Genomic DNA, 18,211 nt, shown 5'->3' on the forward strand with positions numbered 1-18,211 from the left:
GGGGCGGAGGCAACAGCGGCCGAGCCGTGGGTGACTCAGCGGCAGCCGGAGCGCGTTGGGCTCAACAGCTGGAACAGCAACAGCGACAGCTACAGCGAGCGCGGGCAGCACCGTGGGACCCGGCGGTGCGGGTCGAGGTGAGTGCCAAGTTCGCGAGCATGCCCCCAAGGACACCGGTTCACACCTCCACTGTCAACTCGGCACCCGGTATGTGGGATGAGGTTCACCTCATCCGGTCGATCGCTCAGATGAAAGGTTTGTTCATGCCCGACCCGGGACACATGGCGTCCATCCGGGCCGGCAAACCCCGTTGCGCACTCGTGATCCGACTGTGATCCAGTTCGCTTCGCGGGGCGTGCCGGAACGAGATCGAACTCCTGGGCGTCCTTCTCCGTAGGGGCTGCGAGGGGTCCGGCGGAAGGCGTGAGCCCAGCGGTCTCGCGTCCGTGTGTCAGGTTTTATGGTGATTTGAACACTTTCCGCATGGGCTTGGTTCCGCAGAGTGAATAAGGGGCCCAATAGCAGATCTCGGCTTGACTCGCCCGGAGCAGCACACTTGTAATTTCACTCGTGTCGTTCAGCCGGAATCGGTAACGGCTAGATCACGGGGACGCGAAAGACAGACGAGGGGCGCACATGACCGAGACGGTGCAGCAACTGCTGGTCGACGACGCGGACGAGGAACTCGGCTGGCAGGAGCGCGCACTGTGCGCCCAGACCGATCCCGAGTCCTTCTTTCCCGAGAAGGGCGGCTCGACCCGGGAGGCCAAGAAGGTCTGCCTCGCCTGTGAGGTCCGCTCCGAGTGCCTCGAGTACGCCCTCGCCAACGACGAGCGCTTCGGCATCTGGGGCGGTCTGTCCGAGCGGGAGCGCCGCCGCCTGAAGAAGGCCGCGGTCTGACCGGCGTCCCGGATCCGTTCCGTACACACGCGCACGGCTCGAACGGCCCGTCGCAGGTGGGGTGTCCACAGGCGGCGGGCCTCCTTGCCCGCCCGGTTCCCGACCGCCTCCCCTTGATGAGGCGCTGCGCGCCGCCCCCCGTGGGACTGCCGATAGTGTGGGCGCTCGTCCGAGACGCCCCGCTGCCCCCACCGGTCGCGGGCGTCCACCGCAGTCCACCGAACCGGGGCCCGTACCTCGATGTCCGTGCACAGCCACTCGGCAGCTCCTCACGACAGCGCTGCCACACCTGAGTTCCCGCGTCATGTGGTGACCGCGGTCCTCGTCTCCCACGACGGCGCCCGCTGGCTGCCCGACGCGCTCGCCGGGCTGCTCGGCCAGGAGCGGCCCGCCCAGTACGCGATGGGCGCCGACACCGGCAGCGCGGACGACTCCGCCCAGCTGGTCGCCGACGCCCTCGGTGCCGACCGGGTGCTGCACCTGGCGCGCCGCACCGGCTTCGGACAGGCCGTCGAGGAATGCGGACGCACCGCCCCGGTCCTCACCCCGGACGAGCTGCCGTACCTGAAGCGGCCCAGCGGCTGGGACCCGGTCACGCGCTCCTGGCGCGACGACGCCTATGACCTGCCCGAGCTCCCGCACGGCGAGCCGGTCCAGTGGCTGTGGCTGCTGCACGACGACTGCGCCCCGGAGCCCGACGCCCTCGCCCAGCTGCTGCGGGCCGTGGACAACGAGTACGAGCTGGGCCGCGAGGACGTGGCCGTCGTCGGCCCCAAGCTCCGCGGCTGGTACGACCGGCGGCAGCTGCTGGAGGTCGGCGTCTCCATCGCCAACTCCGGCCGCCGCTGGACCGGCCTGGACCGCCGCGAGCAGGACCAGGGCCAGCACGACCACGTCCGGTCCGTGCTGTCGGTGTCCACCGCCGGCATGCTCGTCCGGCGCGACGTCTTCGAGCAACTCGGCGGCTTCGACCGGCACCTGCCCCTCATGCGCGACGACGTCGACCTGTGCTGGCGCGCGCACGCGGCGGGCTACCGCGTCCTGGTCGCCCCCGAGGCGGTCGTCCGGCACGCCGAGGCGGCCTCCCGCGAGCGCCGCACCGTCGACTGCGTGGGCCGTACGGCGGCCTCCCCGCACAAGGTCGACAAGGCCGGCGCCGTCTACACCCTCCTCGTCAACACACGTACGGCCGTGCTCCCCTGGGTGCTGCTGCGGATCGTGCTCGGCACCCTGCTGCGGACCGTCGCCTACCTCGTCGGCAAGGTCCCCGGACAGGCCGTCGACGAGATCCGCGGCCTGCTGGGCACCCTGCTCAGGCCCGAGCGGATCCTCGCCGGGCGGCGCGGCAGAGGCACCCCCCAGATCGACAAGGGCGAGCTGCGAGCGCTGTTCCCGCCGCCCGGCGCGACCGTCCGGGCCACCGTCGAACAGGCCGTCGGCAACCTCGCCGGCAGCTCCGACGCGGAGGCCGCCTCCGGTGCCGGGCGGCACGGCGGCGCCGTCGAGTCCGGCCCGGGGGGCGACGACGCGGACTTCCTGGAGATCGAGCAGTTCGCCCGGCTCAAGCGCATCGCGCGCAAGCCGGGACCGGTGCTCTTCCTGGTGCTGCTGCTCGTCTCCCTGGTCGCCTGCCGCCAGCTGCTCGGCGGCGGCGCGCTCGCGGGCGGCGCCCTGCTGCCCGCCCCGGCGGACTCCTCCGAGCTGTGGGCGCGCTACCTGGACGCCTGGCATCCGGTAGGCGCCGGAGGCACCTCCTCCGCGCCCCCGTACATCGCGATCGTGGCGATGCTGGCGTCCCTGCTGTTCGGCTCGACCGGCCTCGCCGTCGCGCTCCTGCTGGTCTGCTCGGTGCCGCTGGCCGGTTTCACCGCCTACTTCGCCTCCCGCCCACTGGTCGAGTCGCGGCTCCTGCGCGCCTGGGCGGCCGTCGTCTACGCCTTCCTGCCCGCCGCCACCGGCGCCCTCGCCGGCGGCCGCGTCGGCACCGCCGTCCTCGCCGTGCTGCTGCCGCTCATCGCCCGCGCGGGCATCGCGGCCGGCGGCCTGACGAACCCCTCGGGCACGCGCGGCAGTTGGCGCGCCACGTGGGCCTACGCGCTGCTGCTGACCATCACCACGGCGTTCACGCCGATCGTGTGGCCCATCGCGCTGCTGCTCGGCACCGGGCTGCTGGTCCTGCGCCGGTCCGAGATCACGGCCTACGGGCCGCGGTTCCTCGCCCAGCTCGGCACGCCCCTGCTGCTCCTCGCACCCTGGTCTCTGTCGCTGCTCCCGTTCGGCTTCCTCAGGGAAGCCGGCCTGGACTACGGCTCCTCGGCCGCCTCCGCCCTCGACCTGCTCGGCGCCAGCCCGGGCGGCCCCGGCACCGTCAGCGGCCTCATGCTCATCGGCGTCGTGCTGGCCGCGCTCGCCGCCCTGCTGCGCTCGGAACGCCGGCTGGGCATCCTGACGGCCTGGGCGGTCGCCCTGACCGGTTTCGTCTTCGCGGTCCTGGCCAACAACTCCACCTGGGCCGGACCCGCGACCCTCGTCTACGGCATCGCCCTCCTGGCCGCCGCCGTGCTCGGCGCCGACGGGGCACGCACGCGTGTCGCCGAGCAGAGCTTCGGCTGGCGTCAGCCGGTTGCCGCGCTGATCGCCTTCGCCTCGGCCGCGGGCCCGCTGCTCATCGCCGCCGGCTGGATGATCCGCGGCGCCGACGGGCCCCTGGAGCGGCGGGACCCGATCCAGGTCCCCGCGTTCGTCGCCGAGGAGAGCCGCACCCGCGACCAGGCCCGCACCCTCGTCCTCGACAGCGACTCCGCCGCACACGTCGGCTACATGCTGGTCCGCGGCTCCGGCGCCCGCCTCGGCGACGGGGAGATCTCCGCCGCCGACGGCGAGAACAGCCGGCTCGACAAGGTCGTCGCCAACCTCGTCGCCGGCTCCGGCGCCGACCAGGCCGACCAGCTCGGCGACTTCGCCGTGCGCTACGTCCTGGTCCACCAGGGCACACCCCGCGAGGTCACCCGCGTCCTGGACGCCACGCCCGGCCTGACCCGGCTCAGCCAGCAGGACGGCGGCGCGCTGTGGCGGATCGACCGGGAGGTCGCGCGGGCCGCCATCGTCGACGCTTCCGGATCGGGCACTCCGCGGCCCGTCGCCGCCGGACCCGTCGACATCCACACCACGATCCCGACCGGCACCGACGGGCGTGTGCTGCGCCTCGCCGACACCGCCTCCGACGGCTGGACCGCCACGCTCGACGGCAAGCCGCTGACGCTCACCACGGTCGACGGCTGGGCCCAGGGCTTCGAACTGCCCGCCACCGGCGGCAGGCTGGACGTCACCTACGACGACCCGATCGGCCACACCGCCTGGCTGTGGACGCAGGGCGCGCTCGCCGTCGTCCTCGTGGTGCTCGCCCTGCCGGGCCGCCGCCGCGACATCGACGACGACCTGCCCGAGGAGCCGGCCGTCCCGGACCAGGCCGTCGCCGGCGAGGGCCGCCGCGCCCGCCGCCTGCGCGCCCAGGCGGAAGCCGAGGCCGAAGACGCGGCCCCGCCGGAGGAGTTCCCGCCTCCGCAGCCCGGGCAGCCACCGGCCCCCGTGCCCCAGCAGCAGAACCACGGACAGTGGGACAACGCCGGCTACCAGAGCGGCGAGTACGCGGGCTACGGCGACCAGTACCAGGGCGCTCAGTACCAGGGCGACCAGTCCCAGGGCGCCCGGTACCCGGCGGACGCCTACGGGCAGCAGTACCAGCAGTACCAGGCGGATCCCCACCAGGGCGGCCAGTACGACCCGTACGCGTACGACGGCCGCTCCCAGGACCCGTCGTACGACCAGCAGGGATACGACCAGGCCTACATCCAGGGGTACGGCACGCCGTACGACCCGGCGCAGCAGCACGACCCCCACGGCACGGGCAGTGAGCGTCCCGACGGGAGCCAGCAGTGAACCGCACCACCCTGTCCCTGATCGCCGGCGCGACCGCGCTCGCCGCCGTCACCGGCTTCGCCGCGCTGTCCCAGCCGGACGCCCCCGGCACGGAGAGCACCGCCAAGGCGGCCGCCCAGCTGCCCGTGGAGCGCACGAGCCTGCTGTGCCCGGCGCCCAGTCTGTCCGACATCGCCGAGACGTCCTACACCTCCTTCACGCCCGTCACGAAGGGCACCGGGAGCGGCGGCAAGGCCGAACTCCGAGCGGCGACCGAGGAGTCGGCGGACGGCTCGGGAGCGGGCGGCGACCAGGGCAGGGGCGGCGAGAAGTCCGGCAAGGACGAGGGCGGCAAGACCGACAAGGCCGATAAGGCCGCCAAGCCCGTGCTGACACCCAAGGAGCCCGGCAAGCCGGTCACCGGCGACAGCTCCGGCTCGGAGGCGCCCGCGCTCGTCGGGACCGCGGACGGCAGGTTCGCGCCCGGCTGGACCGTCCAGGAGACGACGGAGGTCGCCGTGGGGACCGGGCGCGGTCTGCAGGGCGTCAACTGCACGGCCCCGGACACGAGCTTCTGGTTCCCCGGCGCCAGTACGGCGTCCGACCGCACCGACTACGTCCACCTGACTAACCCCGACGACTCGGCCGCCGTGGTCGACCTCGAGCTCTACGGCAAGGGCGGCGCCCTGAAGTCGGCGGCGGGGGAGAGCATCACGGTCCAGCCGCACTCCAGTGAGCCGGTCCTGCTGTCCACCCTCACCGACGAGCAGCAGACCAACCTCACCGTGCACGTCAACGTCCGCAGCGGGCGGGTCGGCGCCGCCGTGCAGGCCCTGGACGACAGGATCGGCGGCGACTGGCTGGCCGCGTCCACGGACCCGTCCGGCAGCCTGGTCCTGCCCGGCATCCCCAAGGACGCCACCTCCGTACGCCTGGTCGCCTTCGCCCCCGGCGACGCCGACGCGGACCTCAAGGTGCGCCTCGCCTCCCCCTCCGGGCTGATCACCCCGGCCGGGCACGAGACGGTGCACGTCAAGGGCGGCATGACGACCGCCGTCGACCTGGGCGACGTCACGCGCGGCGAGGCCGGCTCGCTGGTGCTGACCCCGACGGACCGGCCGGTGCCGGTCGTGGCGGCCCTGCGGGTCGTACGCGGCAAGGGCGACAAGCAGGAGACGGCGTTCATCCCGGCCGCCCGCCCCGTCGGCACCCGCGCGACGTCCGCGGACAACAGCGCCAAGGGCAGCACCCTGTCCCTGACCGCCCCCGGCCGCGCCGCCACGGTCAAGGTCACCTCCTCGGCGGGCAGCGAGGGCGGCACCCCGGTGTCGAAGACGTACACGATCAAGGCCGGCACGACCCAGGACATCGCGCCGGCGGTCCCCAGCGGTCTGAAGGGCACGTACGCCCTCACCGTCGAGCCGGTCTCCGGCGGCCCGGTCTACGGCTCACGCACCCTGTCGGCCACGGCGGACGGCGTCCCGGCCTTCACCGTCCAGACGCTCCCCGACGACCGGGGGACGGTGGCCGTACCGGAGGCGGACGAGGATCTGTCGGTGCTGCAGAAGTAGCCCAGGTCCCTGCCGGCCGTCTCAGCCCTGGTCCTCGCCGTACCGCGGATCCACCGTCTCCGGCGTCAGCCCCAGCAGTTCGGCGACCTGTTCGACGACGACCTCGTGCACCAGCGCGGCCCGCTCGTCGCGTCCCTTGGTGCGGATCTCGACCGGCCGCCGGTAGACGACCACGCGCGCGGGGCGCCCCTCGCGCGCGCTGATCGTGCCGCCGAGCGGTACCGACTCGTCGTGCCAGCCCTGGCCGGGCCCGTCGAGCCGCGGCACCTCGAGGACCAGGAAATCGATGTCGGCGAGCTGCGGCCACCGCCGCTCCAGCCGCTCCACGGAGTCCTGCACCAGATCGGCGAACGCCTCCGCGCGGCTTGCCGCGAGCGGCACTTGCGGGGGCGCGATCGGGCCGCGCATGCCCCGGCCGTGTCGATCACGACGGCGGGGCCCGGGGGCGGCGGCACGGGGGGTCACGGGCTTGTCCATCACTGGTGAAGGGTAGTCCCCGCCGTGCCCGTGTGCCCGGCACCGCACGGCGGCACGGACGGCTTCCGGCCGCCCCGTACGGCGTGTCGTCACCTGAGCATTCAAGCCAAGGTTGGGCTCGATTCCGTATCTCGCCGAGAGGGGCGACCTCACGGCAATTGACGGTTTTGTAGCGACTCTTGATCACTTGCGGGATCGTTCGACATGACGGACGAAGCTGTCCGGGCAGGTCAGCGGGGTGCACCCGAAGGGGGGTGTGGGACGTTTCACAGCACGACACGGTGGAGTGACCTGATGGAGAGTCGTCGCGGCCCGCTCAAGAGTGCGGTACCGTCCAACATCGTGAGCCCTGTACGTCGCTGTTCGCGCACCGCCTGCGGCCGTCCCGCCGTCGCGACGCTGACGTACGTCTACGCCGACTCGACCGCGGTCCTCGGCCCGCTCGCCACCTACGCCGAACCCCACTGCTACGACCTGTGCGCCGAGCACTCCGAACGCCTCACCGCCCCGCGCGGCTGGGAGGTCGTCCGGCTCCTCGACGGTTCGGCCCCGGCGCGTCCGAGCGGCGACGACCTGGAAGCGCTTGCGAACGCCGTGCGCGAGGCGGCCCGCCCCCAGGAGCGGGCGGCCGGGGCCAGTGGCGGCGGCCGTGCGGCCGACCCGATGGAGGTCGCCCGGCGCGGGCACCTGCGGGTCCTGCGGTCGCCCGACAACTGAGCCACCCCCTCTTGTCTCTCCGCATGCCACACGTGCACTCATGGGCCGGACGCTGCCCTGACCTCAGGTGACGGCCGGGAGTCCTCCTGGCGTCCGCCCAGCGCGCTGCCGGCGGCCGGGGGTAGTTTGGGCGGCCCGACAGTACTTTTCAGGAAGGTTGGCCGTGGCTGCTGATCTGTCGCAGGTCGTGAAGGCGTACGACGTACGCGGGGTCGTCCCCGACCAGTGGGACGAGTCCCTGGCCGAGCTCTTCGGGGCGGCCTTCGTGCGGGTCACCGGCGCGAGCGCCATCGCGACCGGGCACGACATGCGGCCCTCCTCACCCGGCCTGTCGCGTGCCTTCGCGCGCGGGGCGGCGGCGCTGGGCGCCGACGTGACGGAGATCGGCCTGTGCTCGACGGACCAGCTGTACTACGCCTCGGGCGCGCTGAACCTGCCCGGCGCCATGTTCACCGCCTCCCACAACCCGGCGCAGTACAACGGCATCAAGATGTGCCGCATGGGCGCCGCCCCGGTCGGCCAGGACACCGGCCTCGCCGAGATCCGCGAACTGGTCGAGCGCTGGAGCGAGTCGGGGGCGCCGGAGCCGGCCGCTGAGCCGGGCACGATCACCGGCCGCGACACGTTGGCGGACTACGCGGCCCACCTGTGCTCGCTGGTCGACCTGACCTCCATCCGCCCCCTGAAGGTCGTCGTCGACGCGGGCAACGGCATGGGCGGGCACACGGTCCCCGAGGTCTTCGCCGGCCTGCCCCTGACGCTGGTCCCGATGTACTTCGAGCTCGACGGCACCTTCCCCAACCACGAGGCCAACCCCCTCGACCCGGCCAACCTCGTCGACCTGCAGCGGCGGGTCCGCGAGGAGGGCGCCGACCTGGGCCTCGCCTTCGACGGCGACGCCGACCGCTGCTTCGTCGTCGACGAGCGGGGCGAGCCGGTCTCCCCGTCGGCGATCACCGCCCTCGTCGCCTCCCGCGAACTGGCCAGGCACGGCGGCAAGGGCACGATCATCCACAACCTGATCACGTCCTGGTCGGTCCCCGAGGTCGTCGGGGAGAACGGCGGCACCCCCGTCCGCACCCGCGTGGGCCACTCCTTCATCAAGGCCGAGATGGCCCGCACCGGCGCGATCTTCGGCGGCGAGCACTCCGCCCACTACTACTTCCGCGACTTCTGGAACGCCGACACGGGCATGCTGGCCGCCCTGCACGTCCTGGCGGCCCTCGGAGGCCAGGAGACCCCCCTCTCCTCCCTCGTCGCCGAGTACGACCGCTACACCGGCTCCGGCGAGATCAACTCCACGGTCGCCGACCAGGCGGCCAGCCTCGCCGCGATCCGCTCCGCGTACGAGAGCCGTGCGGGCGTCACCCTCGACGACCTCGACGGCCTCACGGTCTCCTCCGCCGACTGGTGGTTCAACGTCCGCCCGTCCAACACGGAGCCGCTGCTGCGGCTGAACGCGGAGGCCAGGGACGCGGAGACGATGGCGCGGGTGCGGGACGAGGTGCTGGGGATCATCAGAGGCTGAGGGGTCCTTTCACTATGAGCGTCCGATCAGGTCGCGTGGTCTGGTGCCGTGCATCGCAAGGCGCCGGAGGGCCCTCTCGATGGGGGTGCCCCCTGCTCGAGCGCAGGCGAAAGCTTGAGGGAGGAGCTACTAGCTAGGGCTCTTCGGCAACGCGGCGAGGCGCGGGGCCAGGCCGCGCGACCCGGCGGGCACAGTGAAAGGACCCCTGAGGCCCCGGCTCCATCGGCGGTAACCTGACCAGGCACGACCCCAAGCGCCCGCACCTCGGAGGAAACCCCTATGCCCCTCGAATCCGGCCTCCTCGAAATCCTCGCGTGCCCGGCCTGCCACGCCCCCCTCAAGGAGCAGGACACCGAGCTGATCTGCACCGACACGAGCTGCAGCCTGGCCTACCCCGTCCGCGACGGCATCCCCGTCCTTCTCGTCGACGAGGCCCGCCGCCCCGCGTGACCGGCGGCGCCAGCACCCGCACCACCCCAGCCGGTGCACATACCCCCGGGCACAACGGGCACCGACGTAGGACGACATCCCCATAACGGACCCCGGCGACCGGAGGCTGCCGCCCCATGCTCGACGAATCGCTGCTCGACTCCCCGGACCGTCTCACCGAGGCCGACCACCGCGGCCTGCTGCGCGGCGCCGCCGAAGCAGGCGCCCGCGTCCGCACCGCGGCCCGCCACTCCACCGAGGCCGGCATCAACGACCTCAAGCCCGACGGCCGCCCCCGCGCGGTCCTCATCGCCGGGCCGGGCGCCGCCGCCACCCACGCCGCGGACCTCCTCGGCACCCTCGCCGGCCCCGGCAGCCCCGTGACCCGCCTGGCCCCCAGCGGCGTCGCCCCCGCGGCGGGCGCCCTGCGCTGGGAACTGCCCGGCTGGGCAGGCTCGGTCGACCTCCTGCTGATCACCACCCCGGACGGCACCGAACCGGGCCTGTCCCTCCTCGCCGAACAGGCCTACCGCCGGGGCTGCGCCGTCGTCGCCGTAGCGCCCGGCCGTTCCCCGCTCGCCGACGCCGTCAACGGCTCCCACGGCCTCTTCGTCCCCATGGCGACCGCCCCGTACGACCAGGAAGAGCCCTTCGCCGCGTCCGCCCCCGGTGTCCTGTGGGCGCTGCTCACCCCGCTCCTCGCGCTCCTGGACCGTACGGGAGTGCTCGCCGCCCCGCCGGACGCCCTCGGCAAGGTCGCCGACCGCCTCGACCGCATCGCCGAACGCTGCGGCCCCGCCATCGCCACGTACAGCAACCCCGCCAAGACCCTCGCCGCCGAACTAGCCGACGCGCTCCCCATCATCTGGACCGAGGGCGTCTCGGCCGGACCCGCGGGCCGCCGCTTCGCCGCCGCGCTCGCCGAACTCTCCGGCACCCCCGCGGTCGTCGCCGAACTCCCCGAGGCCCTCGCCGCGCACAGCGCCCTGCTCGCCGGCCCGCTGGCCGCCAGCGCCGACCCCGACGACTTCTTCCGCGACCGCGTCGAGGACCCGCCCGCCCTGCACGCGCGCGTGGTGCTCCTCCGTGACCGTCCCATCGGCGGCCTCACCGCCGCCCCCGGCGCCCGCGACCTGGCCCTCAGCCACGACACACCGATCAGCGAACTGGAACCGGAGGAGGGCGGCGAACTGGAGACCCTCGCGGAACTGATCGCCATCACGGATTTCGCCGCGGTTTACCTGGCGCTCGCTTCGAGGGCCTGATCTTGCCCGGGACACCCTGACGCGCCCGCACGCCCGCACACGCAGAGAGAACCCCATGGACCGCCTCGACAACACCATCCGCCCCTACGCCTGGGGTTCCCCGACCGCCATCCCGCACCTCCTCGGCGTCGAACCGACCGGCGAGCCGCAGGCGGAGATGTGGCTGGGCGCCCACCCGGGCGCGCCATCGCGCACCAGCCGGGGCACGCTCGTCGAGGTCATCGAAGCCGACCCCGAGCAAGAACTCGGACCGGCCGCCGTCGCCAAGTTCGGCCCCCGCCTGCCGTTCCTGCTCAAGATCCTCGCCGCCGGCGCCCCGCTCTCCCTCCAGGTCCACCCCGACCTGGCGCAGGCCAGGGAGGGCCACGCGGACGAGGAGCGCCGCGGCATCCCCGTGGACGCCCCCCACCGCAACTACAAGGACGCCAACCACAAGCCCGAACTGATCTGCGCGCTCACCGAGTTCGACGGCCTGTGCGGCTTCCGCGCCCCGCTCGAGGCCGCCGGTCTCCTCGACGACCTCGGTGTCGACTCCCTCAAGCCGTACGTCGACCTGCTGCACGCCCACCCCGAGGACGCCGCCCTGCGCGAGGTCCTCACGGCGATCCTCACCGCCGACCGCGAGGAGATGTCCCGCACGGTGGAGGAGGCGGCTGCCGCCTGCACCCGCCTCGGCGGCGCCTACGCCCCCTACGCCGACATCGCCCACCACTACCCGGGCGACCCCGGCGTCATCGCCGCGATGCTGCTGAACCACGTCCGGCTCCAGCCCGGCGAGGCCCTCCACCTCGGCGCCGGCGTCCCGCACGCCTACCTGAACGGCCTCGGCGTGGAGATCATGGCCAACTCCGACAACGTCCTGCGCTGCGGCCTGACCCCCAAGCACGTCGACGTCCCCGAACTCCTGCGCATCGTCCGCTTCCACGCCTCCGACCCCGGCGTCCTGCGCCCGGAGGCCGCCCCGGACGGCGAGGAGGTCTACGAGACGCCCATCGACGAGTTCCGCCTCTCCCGCTACGTCCTCCCCGAGGCGGGCAACGCCCACGACCTCACCCGCTCCACCCCGCAGATCCTGCTCTGCACGGGCGGCACCGTCCGGGCCGGTGAGCACGACCTGACTCCGGGCCGGTCCGTCTTCGTCCCGGCCGGAGAAAGCGCCGAAGTGTCCGGAACGGGAACGCTTTTCCGGGCCACCGTCGTCGCCTGACCGTTTCGCTGCGCCCCGTGCTGGTGACCTGAAGCACCGCAGTCCGAGCGGGCTGCAACAATGGCCCACCGTCAAGCACGGGCAAGCCATGGGCGCCGCACCAAGGCGGCGTCCCGGCCCTGGAACGGCATACGAAGGGACAACGCGAACACATGAGCGCGTCAGGCGGCACCAAGGCGATCGTGGCGGCACTGGTCGCCAACCTCGCGATCGCGGTAGCGAAGTTCGTGGCGTTCCTCTTCAGCGGCTCGTCGTCGATGCTCGCCGAGTCCGTCCACTCGGTCGCCGACTCCGGCAACCAGGCGCTGCTCCTGCTCGGCGGCAAGAAGGCCAAGCGCGAGGCCACCCCGCAACACCCCTTCGGCTACGGCCGCGAGCGCTACATCTACGCCTTCCTCGTCTCCATCGTCCTGTTCTCGGTCGGCGGCATGTTCGCCCTCTACGAGGGCTACGAGAAGATCAAGCACCCGCACGAGCTGACGAACTGGTACTGGCCGGTCGGCGTCCTGGTCTTCGCGATCATCGCCGAGACCTTCTCCTTCCGCATGGCCATCAAGGAGTCCAACGTCCTGCGGGGCAAGCGTTCCTGGAAGGAGTTCGTCCGCCACGCCAAGGCTCCCGAGCTCCCGGTCGTCCTCCTGGAGGACCTCGGCGCCCTCGTCGGCCTGATCCTCGCGCTCGGCGGCGTCAGCCTCGCCCTGCTCACCGGCGACAGCGTCTGGGACGGCATCGGCACCCTCTGCATCGGCATCCTGCTCATCCTGATCGCCCTGGTCCTCGCCGCCGAGACCAAGTCGCTGCTGCTCGGCGAGTCCGCCGGCCTCGAGGAGACCCAGAAGATCGAGGCCGCCGTCGTCGACGGCGACACGGTCACCCGCATCATCCACATGCGCACGCTCCACCTCGGCCCCGAGGAACTCCTGGTCGCGGCCAAGATCGCCGTCCGTCACGAGGAGACCGCCACCGAGATCGCCGCCGCCATCGACGCCGCCGAGGCCCGCATCCGCGACGCCGTCCCCATCGCCCGCGTCATCTACCTCGAGCCGGACATCTACAGCGAGACCGAGGCGGACAAGGGCCCCGACGCCGAGGCCTCGCCCGGAGGCCCGGCCCCCACGGCCCACTGACCCCTCCTCCCGCGCCCACGGGGGCCCGCCGGACCACTCGGCGGGCCCCGTCGCCGTACCCGGATCCGTCACATGATCGGCTCGATGTGTTCGCGGGCGGACTGGGGTTCGCCCCCGCCCGCGGTGTAGCTTGGGACGGAGCCAGACGTCGCTGCTGATGGCGGTCGGGCGGTCCCACCGCGGACCGGCCGAGGGAGAGAGGGCCTCCGACGGACTGCGCTGCGCGTACGCGGGCATGCCTGTGTCCTCTTTCGGGCACCCCTGTGTCCGCCGCCGCGCAGACCAGCCGTACCCACCTCGCCCCAACCCCGAGGAGCAGCTCGCAATGACGACTGTCGACAACCGGCAGGACTTCAAGGTCGCCGACCTCTCCCTGGCCGAGTTCGGCCGCAAGGAGATCACCCTCGCCGAGCACGAGATGCCGGGCCTGATGGCGATCCGCAAGGAGTACGCCGAGGCGCAGCCCCTGGCCGGCGCCCGCGTCACCGGCTCCCTGCACATGACCGTGCAGACCGCCGTGCTCATCGAGACCCTGGTCACCCTCGGCGCGCAGGTCCGCTGGGCCTCCTGCAACATCTTCTCCACGCAGGACCACGCGGCCGCCGCCATCGCCGTCGGCCCGAACGGCACCGTGGACAACCCCCAGGGCGTCCCCGTCTTCGCCTGGAAGGGCGAGACGCTGGAGGAGTACTGGTGGTGCACCGAGCAGGCCCTGACCTGGCCGGACAGCCCCACCGGCGGCCCCAACATGATCCTGGACGACGGCGGTGACGCCACCCTCCTCGTCCACAAGGGCGTCGAGTACGAGAAGGACGGCCAGGTCCCCTCGCCCGACACCGCCGAGTCCGACGAGCACCGCGTCATCCTCGAACTGCTGACCCGCACCCTGGGCGAGAACCCCCAGAAGTGGACCCAGCTGTCCTCCGAGATCCGCGGCGTCACCGAGGAGACCACGACCGGCGTCCACCGCCTGTACGAGATGCAGCGCGACGGCATCCTCCTGTTCCCGGCGATCAACGTCAACGATGCCGTCACCAAGTCGAAGTTCGACAACAAGTACGGCTGCCGCCACTCCCTGATCGACGGCATCAACCGCGCCACCGATGTCCTCATCGGCGGCAAGACCGCGGTCGTCTGCGGCTACGGCGACGTGGGCAAGGGCTGCGCGGAGTCGCTGCGCGGACAGGGCGCCCGCGTGATCGTCACCGAGATCGACCCGATCTGCGCCCTCCAGGCCGCGATGGACGGCTACCAGGTCACGACCCTCGACGAGGTCGTCGACAAGGCCGACATCTTCATCACCACGACCGGCAACAAGGACATCATCATGGCCTCGGACATGGCCAAGATGAAGCACCAGGCCATCGTCGGCAACATCGGCCACTTCGACAACGAGATCGACATGGCCGGCCTCGCCCAGATCCCGGGCATCGTCAAGGACGAGGTCAAGCCGCAGGTCCACACCTGGACCTTCCCCGACGGCAAGGTGATCATCGTCCTGTCCGAGGGCCGCCTGCTGAACCTGGGCAACGCCACCGGCCACCCGTCGTTCGTGATGTCCAACTCCTTCGCGGACCAGACCCTGGCCCAGATCGAGCTGTTCACCAAGCCCGACGAGTACCCGACCGGCGTCTACGTTCTGCCCAAGCACCTCGACGAGAAGGTCGCCCGCCTCCACCTCGACGCGCTCGGCGTGAAGCTGACCACGCTCCGCCCCGAGCAGGCCGAGTACATCGGCGTCCAGGTCGAGGGCCCGTTCAAGCCGGACCACTACCGCTACTGAGCCGAGCAGCACAGCGCTGCCGAGACCGAGACAGGCCCCCCGCACCCCCGTGCCGGGGGGCCTGCCCCGTTCGACCGGCCGGCGACCGGCTCAGCCCGTCAGGACCCAGGATCCCCATGCCCCGCGGCCGCTATTCGCTCCACGATCCGCACGATCACACCCCCCTCGCAGAAGAACACTTCCAATGCGCCCCCGGCCCCTCCGGCTGGCGCTACGACTCCCAGCTGACCACCCCCTCGGGCGATCACCACGGCTCCGTCGACCTCACCCTCGACGAACTCGGCCGGCCCATCCGCCTCGAACTCCACGCTGCCGCCTGGCAGGTCCGCGGCGCCGCCCTCGACGGCGTCACCTGGGTCCGCACCGACCCCACCGGAACCGACGCCACGGAAGGCAATGTGCGCGCCCACGCCTTCACCGGCACCTCCCCGGCGTTCCTCGTCGCCACCGCCCGTCTCCTGCGCCTCACCCCCTCCGCAGCCGCCACCCGCGTACGCCTCGTCGCCTTCACGGACCCGGTCCTCGCCCCGCGCACCGTGGACCAGTCGTGGGCCTTGCTGAAGAGAGAAGCACACCCCACTGACAACGGCCCTCTGACCGTGGACGCATACCAGGTCACAGCCCTGGACACGGGCGAGCAGCACGCTGTGCACATGGCCGGCGACGTCGTGCTCGCGGCCCCCGGCATCGAGCTCGAGGACCTCGAATCACCGCCGTCGGTGTTCACCTGAGCAGGGTGCCCCGCACTCCACTACGCCGGCGGGACGAACCCGGTGCCGGGCCGCTCATCCGACGGGACCTCAGGTGACTCCACGGGCCGGCTGCCCCCGCCGGTCGGCTCGGACACCGGCCCGGACGGCACCGCCGGAGGTTCATGAGCAGCCGGGACCCCGCCCGCAGCCGGAATCCCGCCGGCGGCCGGGCCCCCCTCGGTAACCGGCGTCGCGGCAGAAGACATGCCGGAACCGCTCCCGAAAGCCCGCCGGACCTCCCGCGCCTGCCGCTCCTGCACGACCGCCGCCAGATACGCCGCCGGCGGCACACCCTGCGGCACCGGAGTCCCCGTACGCTCGGCGAGATCCGAGGCCAGCCGCTCCGCCATGGACCAGCCCACCTGCGGATCGAGCTGCTGCATGCGCGTCAGGTACTGACGCACGGCGAGCCACAAGCCGTCCGGCACCGCTGACAGATCCAGCCCCGAGAACCGCCCCGCCAGCCACGGCGGAGGAGGCGGAACGAAGCCGTTCCGTGCGACCGGGATCCGCTCCCGCACGACGAGAGTCCCCGCGAACACATCCCCCAGCCGCCGACCACGCGCCGACACGAACGAGGCGATACAGGCCACGATGCCGAACGTCATGAGGATCTCGATCACTCCGATCAAGCCCCTCACCAGCGCATGCCGGAACCGGATCGGCCCACCGTCGTCCCGCACCACCCGCAGCCCGCACGCCATTTTCCCGAGCGACCGCCCATGGCTGAGCGTCTCCACCGCGATCGGCGCCCCCACCAGCACGAGAACGAACGTCGCGATCGACAGCGCCGTCTGCGCCGCCTCGTCCAGGGAAGCGGTCGAAAACACCAACGCGATGGTCACGGCGACATAGACCGCCATGGCCGCCACAAGATCGAGCAACACGGCCAGCGCCCTGCTGGGCAGTCTCGCCGGGCGCAGCTCCAACGCCACAGCCTCGCCCGTCACCAGCTCACTCACGCCCGCCGCCCTTCCCCTGCCCTGCCCCTGACAGGGCCAGTCTGCCAAGCTGAGGGCGCATCGCACCGCAGTACGACAAGCTGATCCACGACGAGCCGCCGCGACCAGCCGAGGAGCAGGCACACCGATGGACCTCGACGTCTTCGTCTCCGCCCACCGAGCGGAGTGGGACCGCCTCGAAGCCCTGCTCCGCCGCCAGCGCCGCCTCAGCGGCGCCGAAGCCGACGAACTCGTCAGCCTGTACCAGCGTGCCGCCACACACCTCTCCCTGATCCAGTCCAGCGCTCCCGACCCCCAGCTGACCGGCCGGCTCAGCCAGCTCGTGGCACGCGCGCGTAGTGCCGTGACAGGAAACCGGCGCGCATCCTGGCGCGATGTCACACGCTTCCTCGCGCACGGCTTCCCGGCCGCCGTCTACAGGTCACGCCACTGGTGGGTCCCCACCGCGCTCCTGTCCACGGCCGTGGCGGCCCTCCTGGGATGGTGGATCGGCACCCATCCCGAAGTGCAGGCCTCCATCGCGGCCCCCAGTGAACTCCGCGAGCTCACCCGCCCCGGCGGCCAGTACGAGACGTACTACTCCAGCCACCCGGCCGCGAGCTTCGCCGCCCAGGTCTGGACGAACAACGCCTGGGCCGCGGCCCTGTGCCTGATCCTGGGTGTCTTCCTGGGACTGCCGGTCATCTGGATCCTCTTCCAGAACATGCTGAACCTCGGGATCGGCGTCGGCCTGATGTCCTCGGCCGGCCGCCTCGACACGTTCCTCGGTCTGGTCCTCCCGCACGGCCTGCTCGAACTGACCGCTGTCTTCGTGGCGGCCGGCACCGGACTGCGCCTCGGCTGGACCCTCATCGACCCGGGCCCCCGCACACGCCGCACAGCCCTTGCGGAAGAGGGCCGAGCCGCCATAGGCATGGCCATCGGCCTCGCCGTGGTCCTCTTCGTCTCGGGCGCCATCGAAGGCTTCGTCACCCCGTCCGGCCTCCCCACCTGGGCCCGCATCAGCATCGGGATCGCAGCCGAACTGGCCTTCCTCGCTTACGTCTATGTCCTCGGCGGCCGTGCCGCCCGAGAGGGAGACACCGGTGACGTCGAGGCAGCGGAGCGCAGCGCGACCGTCCCCACAGCGGCCTGATCGACTCCCCGACCGCCGGATGTGCGACCACGTCCGTTCAACTGTTAGTCTCCTCTTCGCCCCACAGGAGCCGTTGACACGGCGAGTGTGGGGAGGTAGATTTGAACAGTTGCCTGGAGATGGGCTCTAGCCCCGGACCGGCAGCGGTGAGCATCTGTCTGCTTCTTGAAACGCTGATTTCAACGAAGCCCCTCCCGATGAATCGGAAACGAGCGGCCGGTCAATCCGGCCCGAAACCTCTGATAAAGTCGGAACCGCCGGAAAGGGAAACGCGGAAGCGGAAACCTGGAAAGCGCCGAGGAAATCGGATCGGAAAAGGGTCTGATAGAGTCGGAAACGCAAGATCGAAGGGAAGCGCCCGGAGGAAAGCCCGAGAGGGTGAGTACAAAGGAAGCGACCGTTCCTTGAGAACTCAACAGCGTGCCAAAAGTCAACGCCAG

The 18,211-nt window shown here is 72.0% G+C and carries 14 protein-coding genes; 12 read left to right on the forward strand and 2 right to left on the reverse strand.

Annotated features, from left to right (window positions below; all coding sequences use genetic code 11):
* Nucleotides 1–636 precede the first annotated feature (636 nt).
* From ACZ5TL_RS18400 to ACZ5TL_RS18410, 3 genes are all read left to right on the forward strand, one after another.
* Nucleotides 637–900, forward strand: coding sequence for a WhiB family transcriptional regulator (locus tag ACZ5TL_RS18400; protein WP_010034659.1), 264 nt, complete (start codon nt 637–639; stop codon nt 898–900).
* Nucleotides 901–1,140: 240 nt separating this feature from the next.
* Nucleotides 1,141–4,839: a glycosyltransferase family 2 protein gene (locus ACZ5TL_RS18405; protein ID WP_468590890.1), complete on the forward strand. Its 3,699-nt coding sequence runs from the start codon at nt 1,141–1,143 to the stop codon at nt 4,837–4,839.
* A complete protein-coding gene (locus ACZ5TL_RS18410) occupies nt 4,836–6,389 on the forward strand; it encodes a DUF5719 family protein (RefSeq protein WP_468590892.1) in 1,554 nt (517 codons plus the stop codon). Before ACZ5TL_RS18405 ends, ACZ5TL_RS18410 begins: the two co-directional genes overlap by 4 nt.
* Nucleotides 6,390–6,410: 21 nt before the next feature.
* Here ACZ5TL_RS18410 and ACZ5TL_RS18415 read toward each other — a convergent pair whose 3' ends face one another.
* Entirely contained in the window at nt 6,411–6,866 is a 456-nt protein-coding gene (locus ACZ5TL_RS18415) for a metallopeptidase family protein (RefSeq protein WP_468590926.1), read from the reverse strand.
* A 294-nt stretch (nt 6,867–7,160) separates the two neighbouring features.
* On the opposite strand from ACZ5TL_RS18415, the gene ACZ5TL_RS18420 reads away from it, so the two are divergent.
* From ACZ5TL_RS18420 to ACZ5TL_RS18455, 8 genes are all read left to right on the forward strand, one after another.
* The gene (locus ACZ5TL_RS18420; RefSeq protein WP_468590893.1) at nt 7,161–7,583 is read left to right on the forward strand and encodes a DUF3499 domain-containing protein; all 423 of its coding nucleotides are present in this window, start codon (nt 7,161–7,163) and stop codon (nt 7,581–7,583) included.
* Nucleotides 7,584–7,746: 163 nt separating this feature from the next.
* Nucleotides 7,747–9,111 carry a phosphomannomutase/phosphoglucomutase gene (locus ACZ5TL_RS18425; RefSeq protein ID WP_468590895.1) on the forward strand — a complete coding sequence of 455 codons (1,365 nt, stop codon included), beginning with the start codon at nt 7,747–7,749 and terminating at the stop codon, nt 9,109–9,111.
* A gap of 279 nt (nt 9,112–9,390) precedes the next feature.
* Nucleotides 9,391–9,561, forward strand: a complete 171-nt coding sequence (locus ACZ5TL_RS18430; protein WP_468590896.1) for a Trm112 family protein — start codon at nt 9,391–9,393, stop codon at nt 9,559–9,561.
* A 116-nt stretch (nt 9,562–9,677) separates the two neighbouring features.
* Nucleotides 9,678–10,805, forward strand: coding sequence for an SIS domain-containing protein (locus tag ACZ5TL_RS18435; RefSeq protein WP_468590897.1), 1,128 nt, complete (start codon nt 9,678–9,680; stop codon nt 10,803–10,805).
* Nucleotides 10,806–10,860: 55 nt separating this feature from the next.
* Nucleotides 10,861–12,012 carry a mannose-6-phosphate isomerase, class I gene (manA, locus tag ACZ5TL_RS18440; protein ID WP_468590899.1) on the forward strand — a complete coding sequence of 384 codons (1,152 nt, stop codon included), beginning with the start codon at nt 10,861–10,863 and terminating at the stop codon, nt 12,010–12,012.
* 152 nt (nt 12,013–12,164) lie between these two features.
* Entirely contained in the window at nt 12,165–13,139 is a 975-nt protein-coding gene (locus tag ACZ5TL_RS18445) for a cation diffusion facilitator family transporter (RefSeq protein ID WP_468590901.1), read from the forward strand.
* A 325-nt stretch (nt 13,140–13,464) separates the two neighbouring features.
* Nucleotides 13,465–14,922 (forward strand): adenosylhomocysteinase, encoded by a 1,458-nt coding sequence (gene ahcY, locus ACZ5TL_RS18450; RefSeq protein ID WP_468590902.1) that lies wholly within the window; start codon nt 13,465–13,467, stop codon nt 14,920–14,922.
* 116 nt (nt 14,923–15,038) lie between these two features.
* Nucleotides 15,039–15,653, forward strand: a complete 615-nt coding sequence (locus tag ACZ5TL_RS18455; protein ID WP_468590904.1) for a hypothetical protein — start codon at nt 15,039–15,041, stop codon at nt 15,651–15,653.
* Between the two features lie 20 nt (nt 15,654–15,673).
* Here ACZ5TL_RS18455 and ACZ5TL_RS18460 read toward each other — a convergent pair whose 3' ends face one another.
* Nucleotides 15,674–16,636, reverse strand: coding sequence for an RDD family protein (locus tag ACZ5TL_RS18460; protein ID WP_468590905.1), 963 nt, complete (start codon nt 16,634–16,636; stop codon nt 15,674–15,676).
* Between the two features lie 127 nt (nt 16,637–16,763).
* On the opposite strand from ACZ5TL_RS18460, the gene ACZ5TL_RS18465 reads away from it, so the two are divergent.
* The gene (locus ACZ5TL_RS18465) at nt 16,764–17,771 is read left to right on the forward strand and encodes a stage II sporulation protein M (protein WP_468590907.1); all 1,008 of its coding nucleotides are present in this window, start codon (nt 16,764–16,766) and stop codon (nt 17,769–17,771) included.
* The last annotated feature ends 440 nt before the right edge of the window (nt 17,772–18,211 follow it).

The sequence above is a fragment of the Streptomyces sp. NPDC033136 genome (assembly GCF_055578235.1).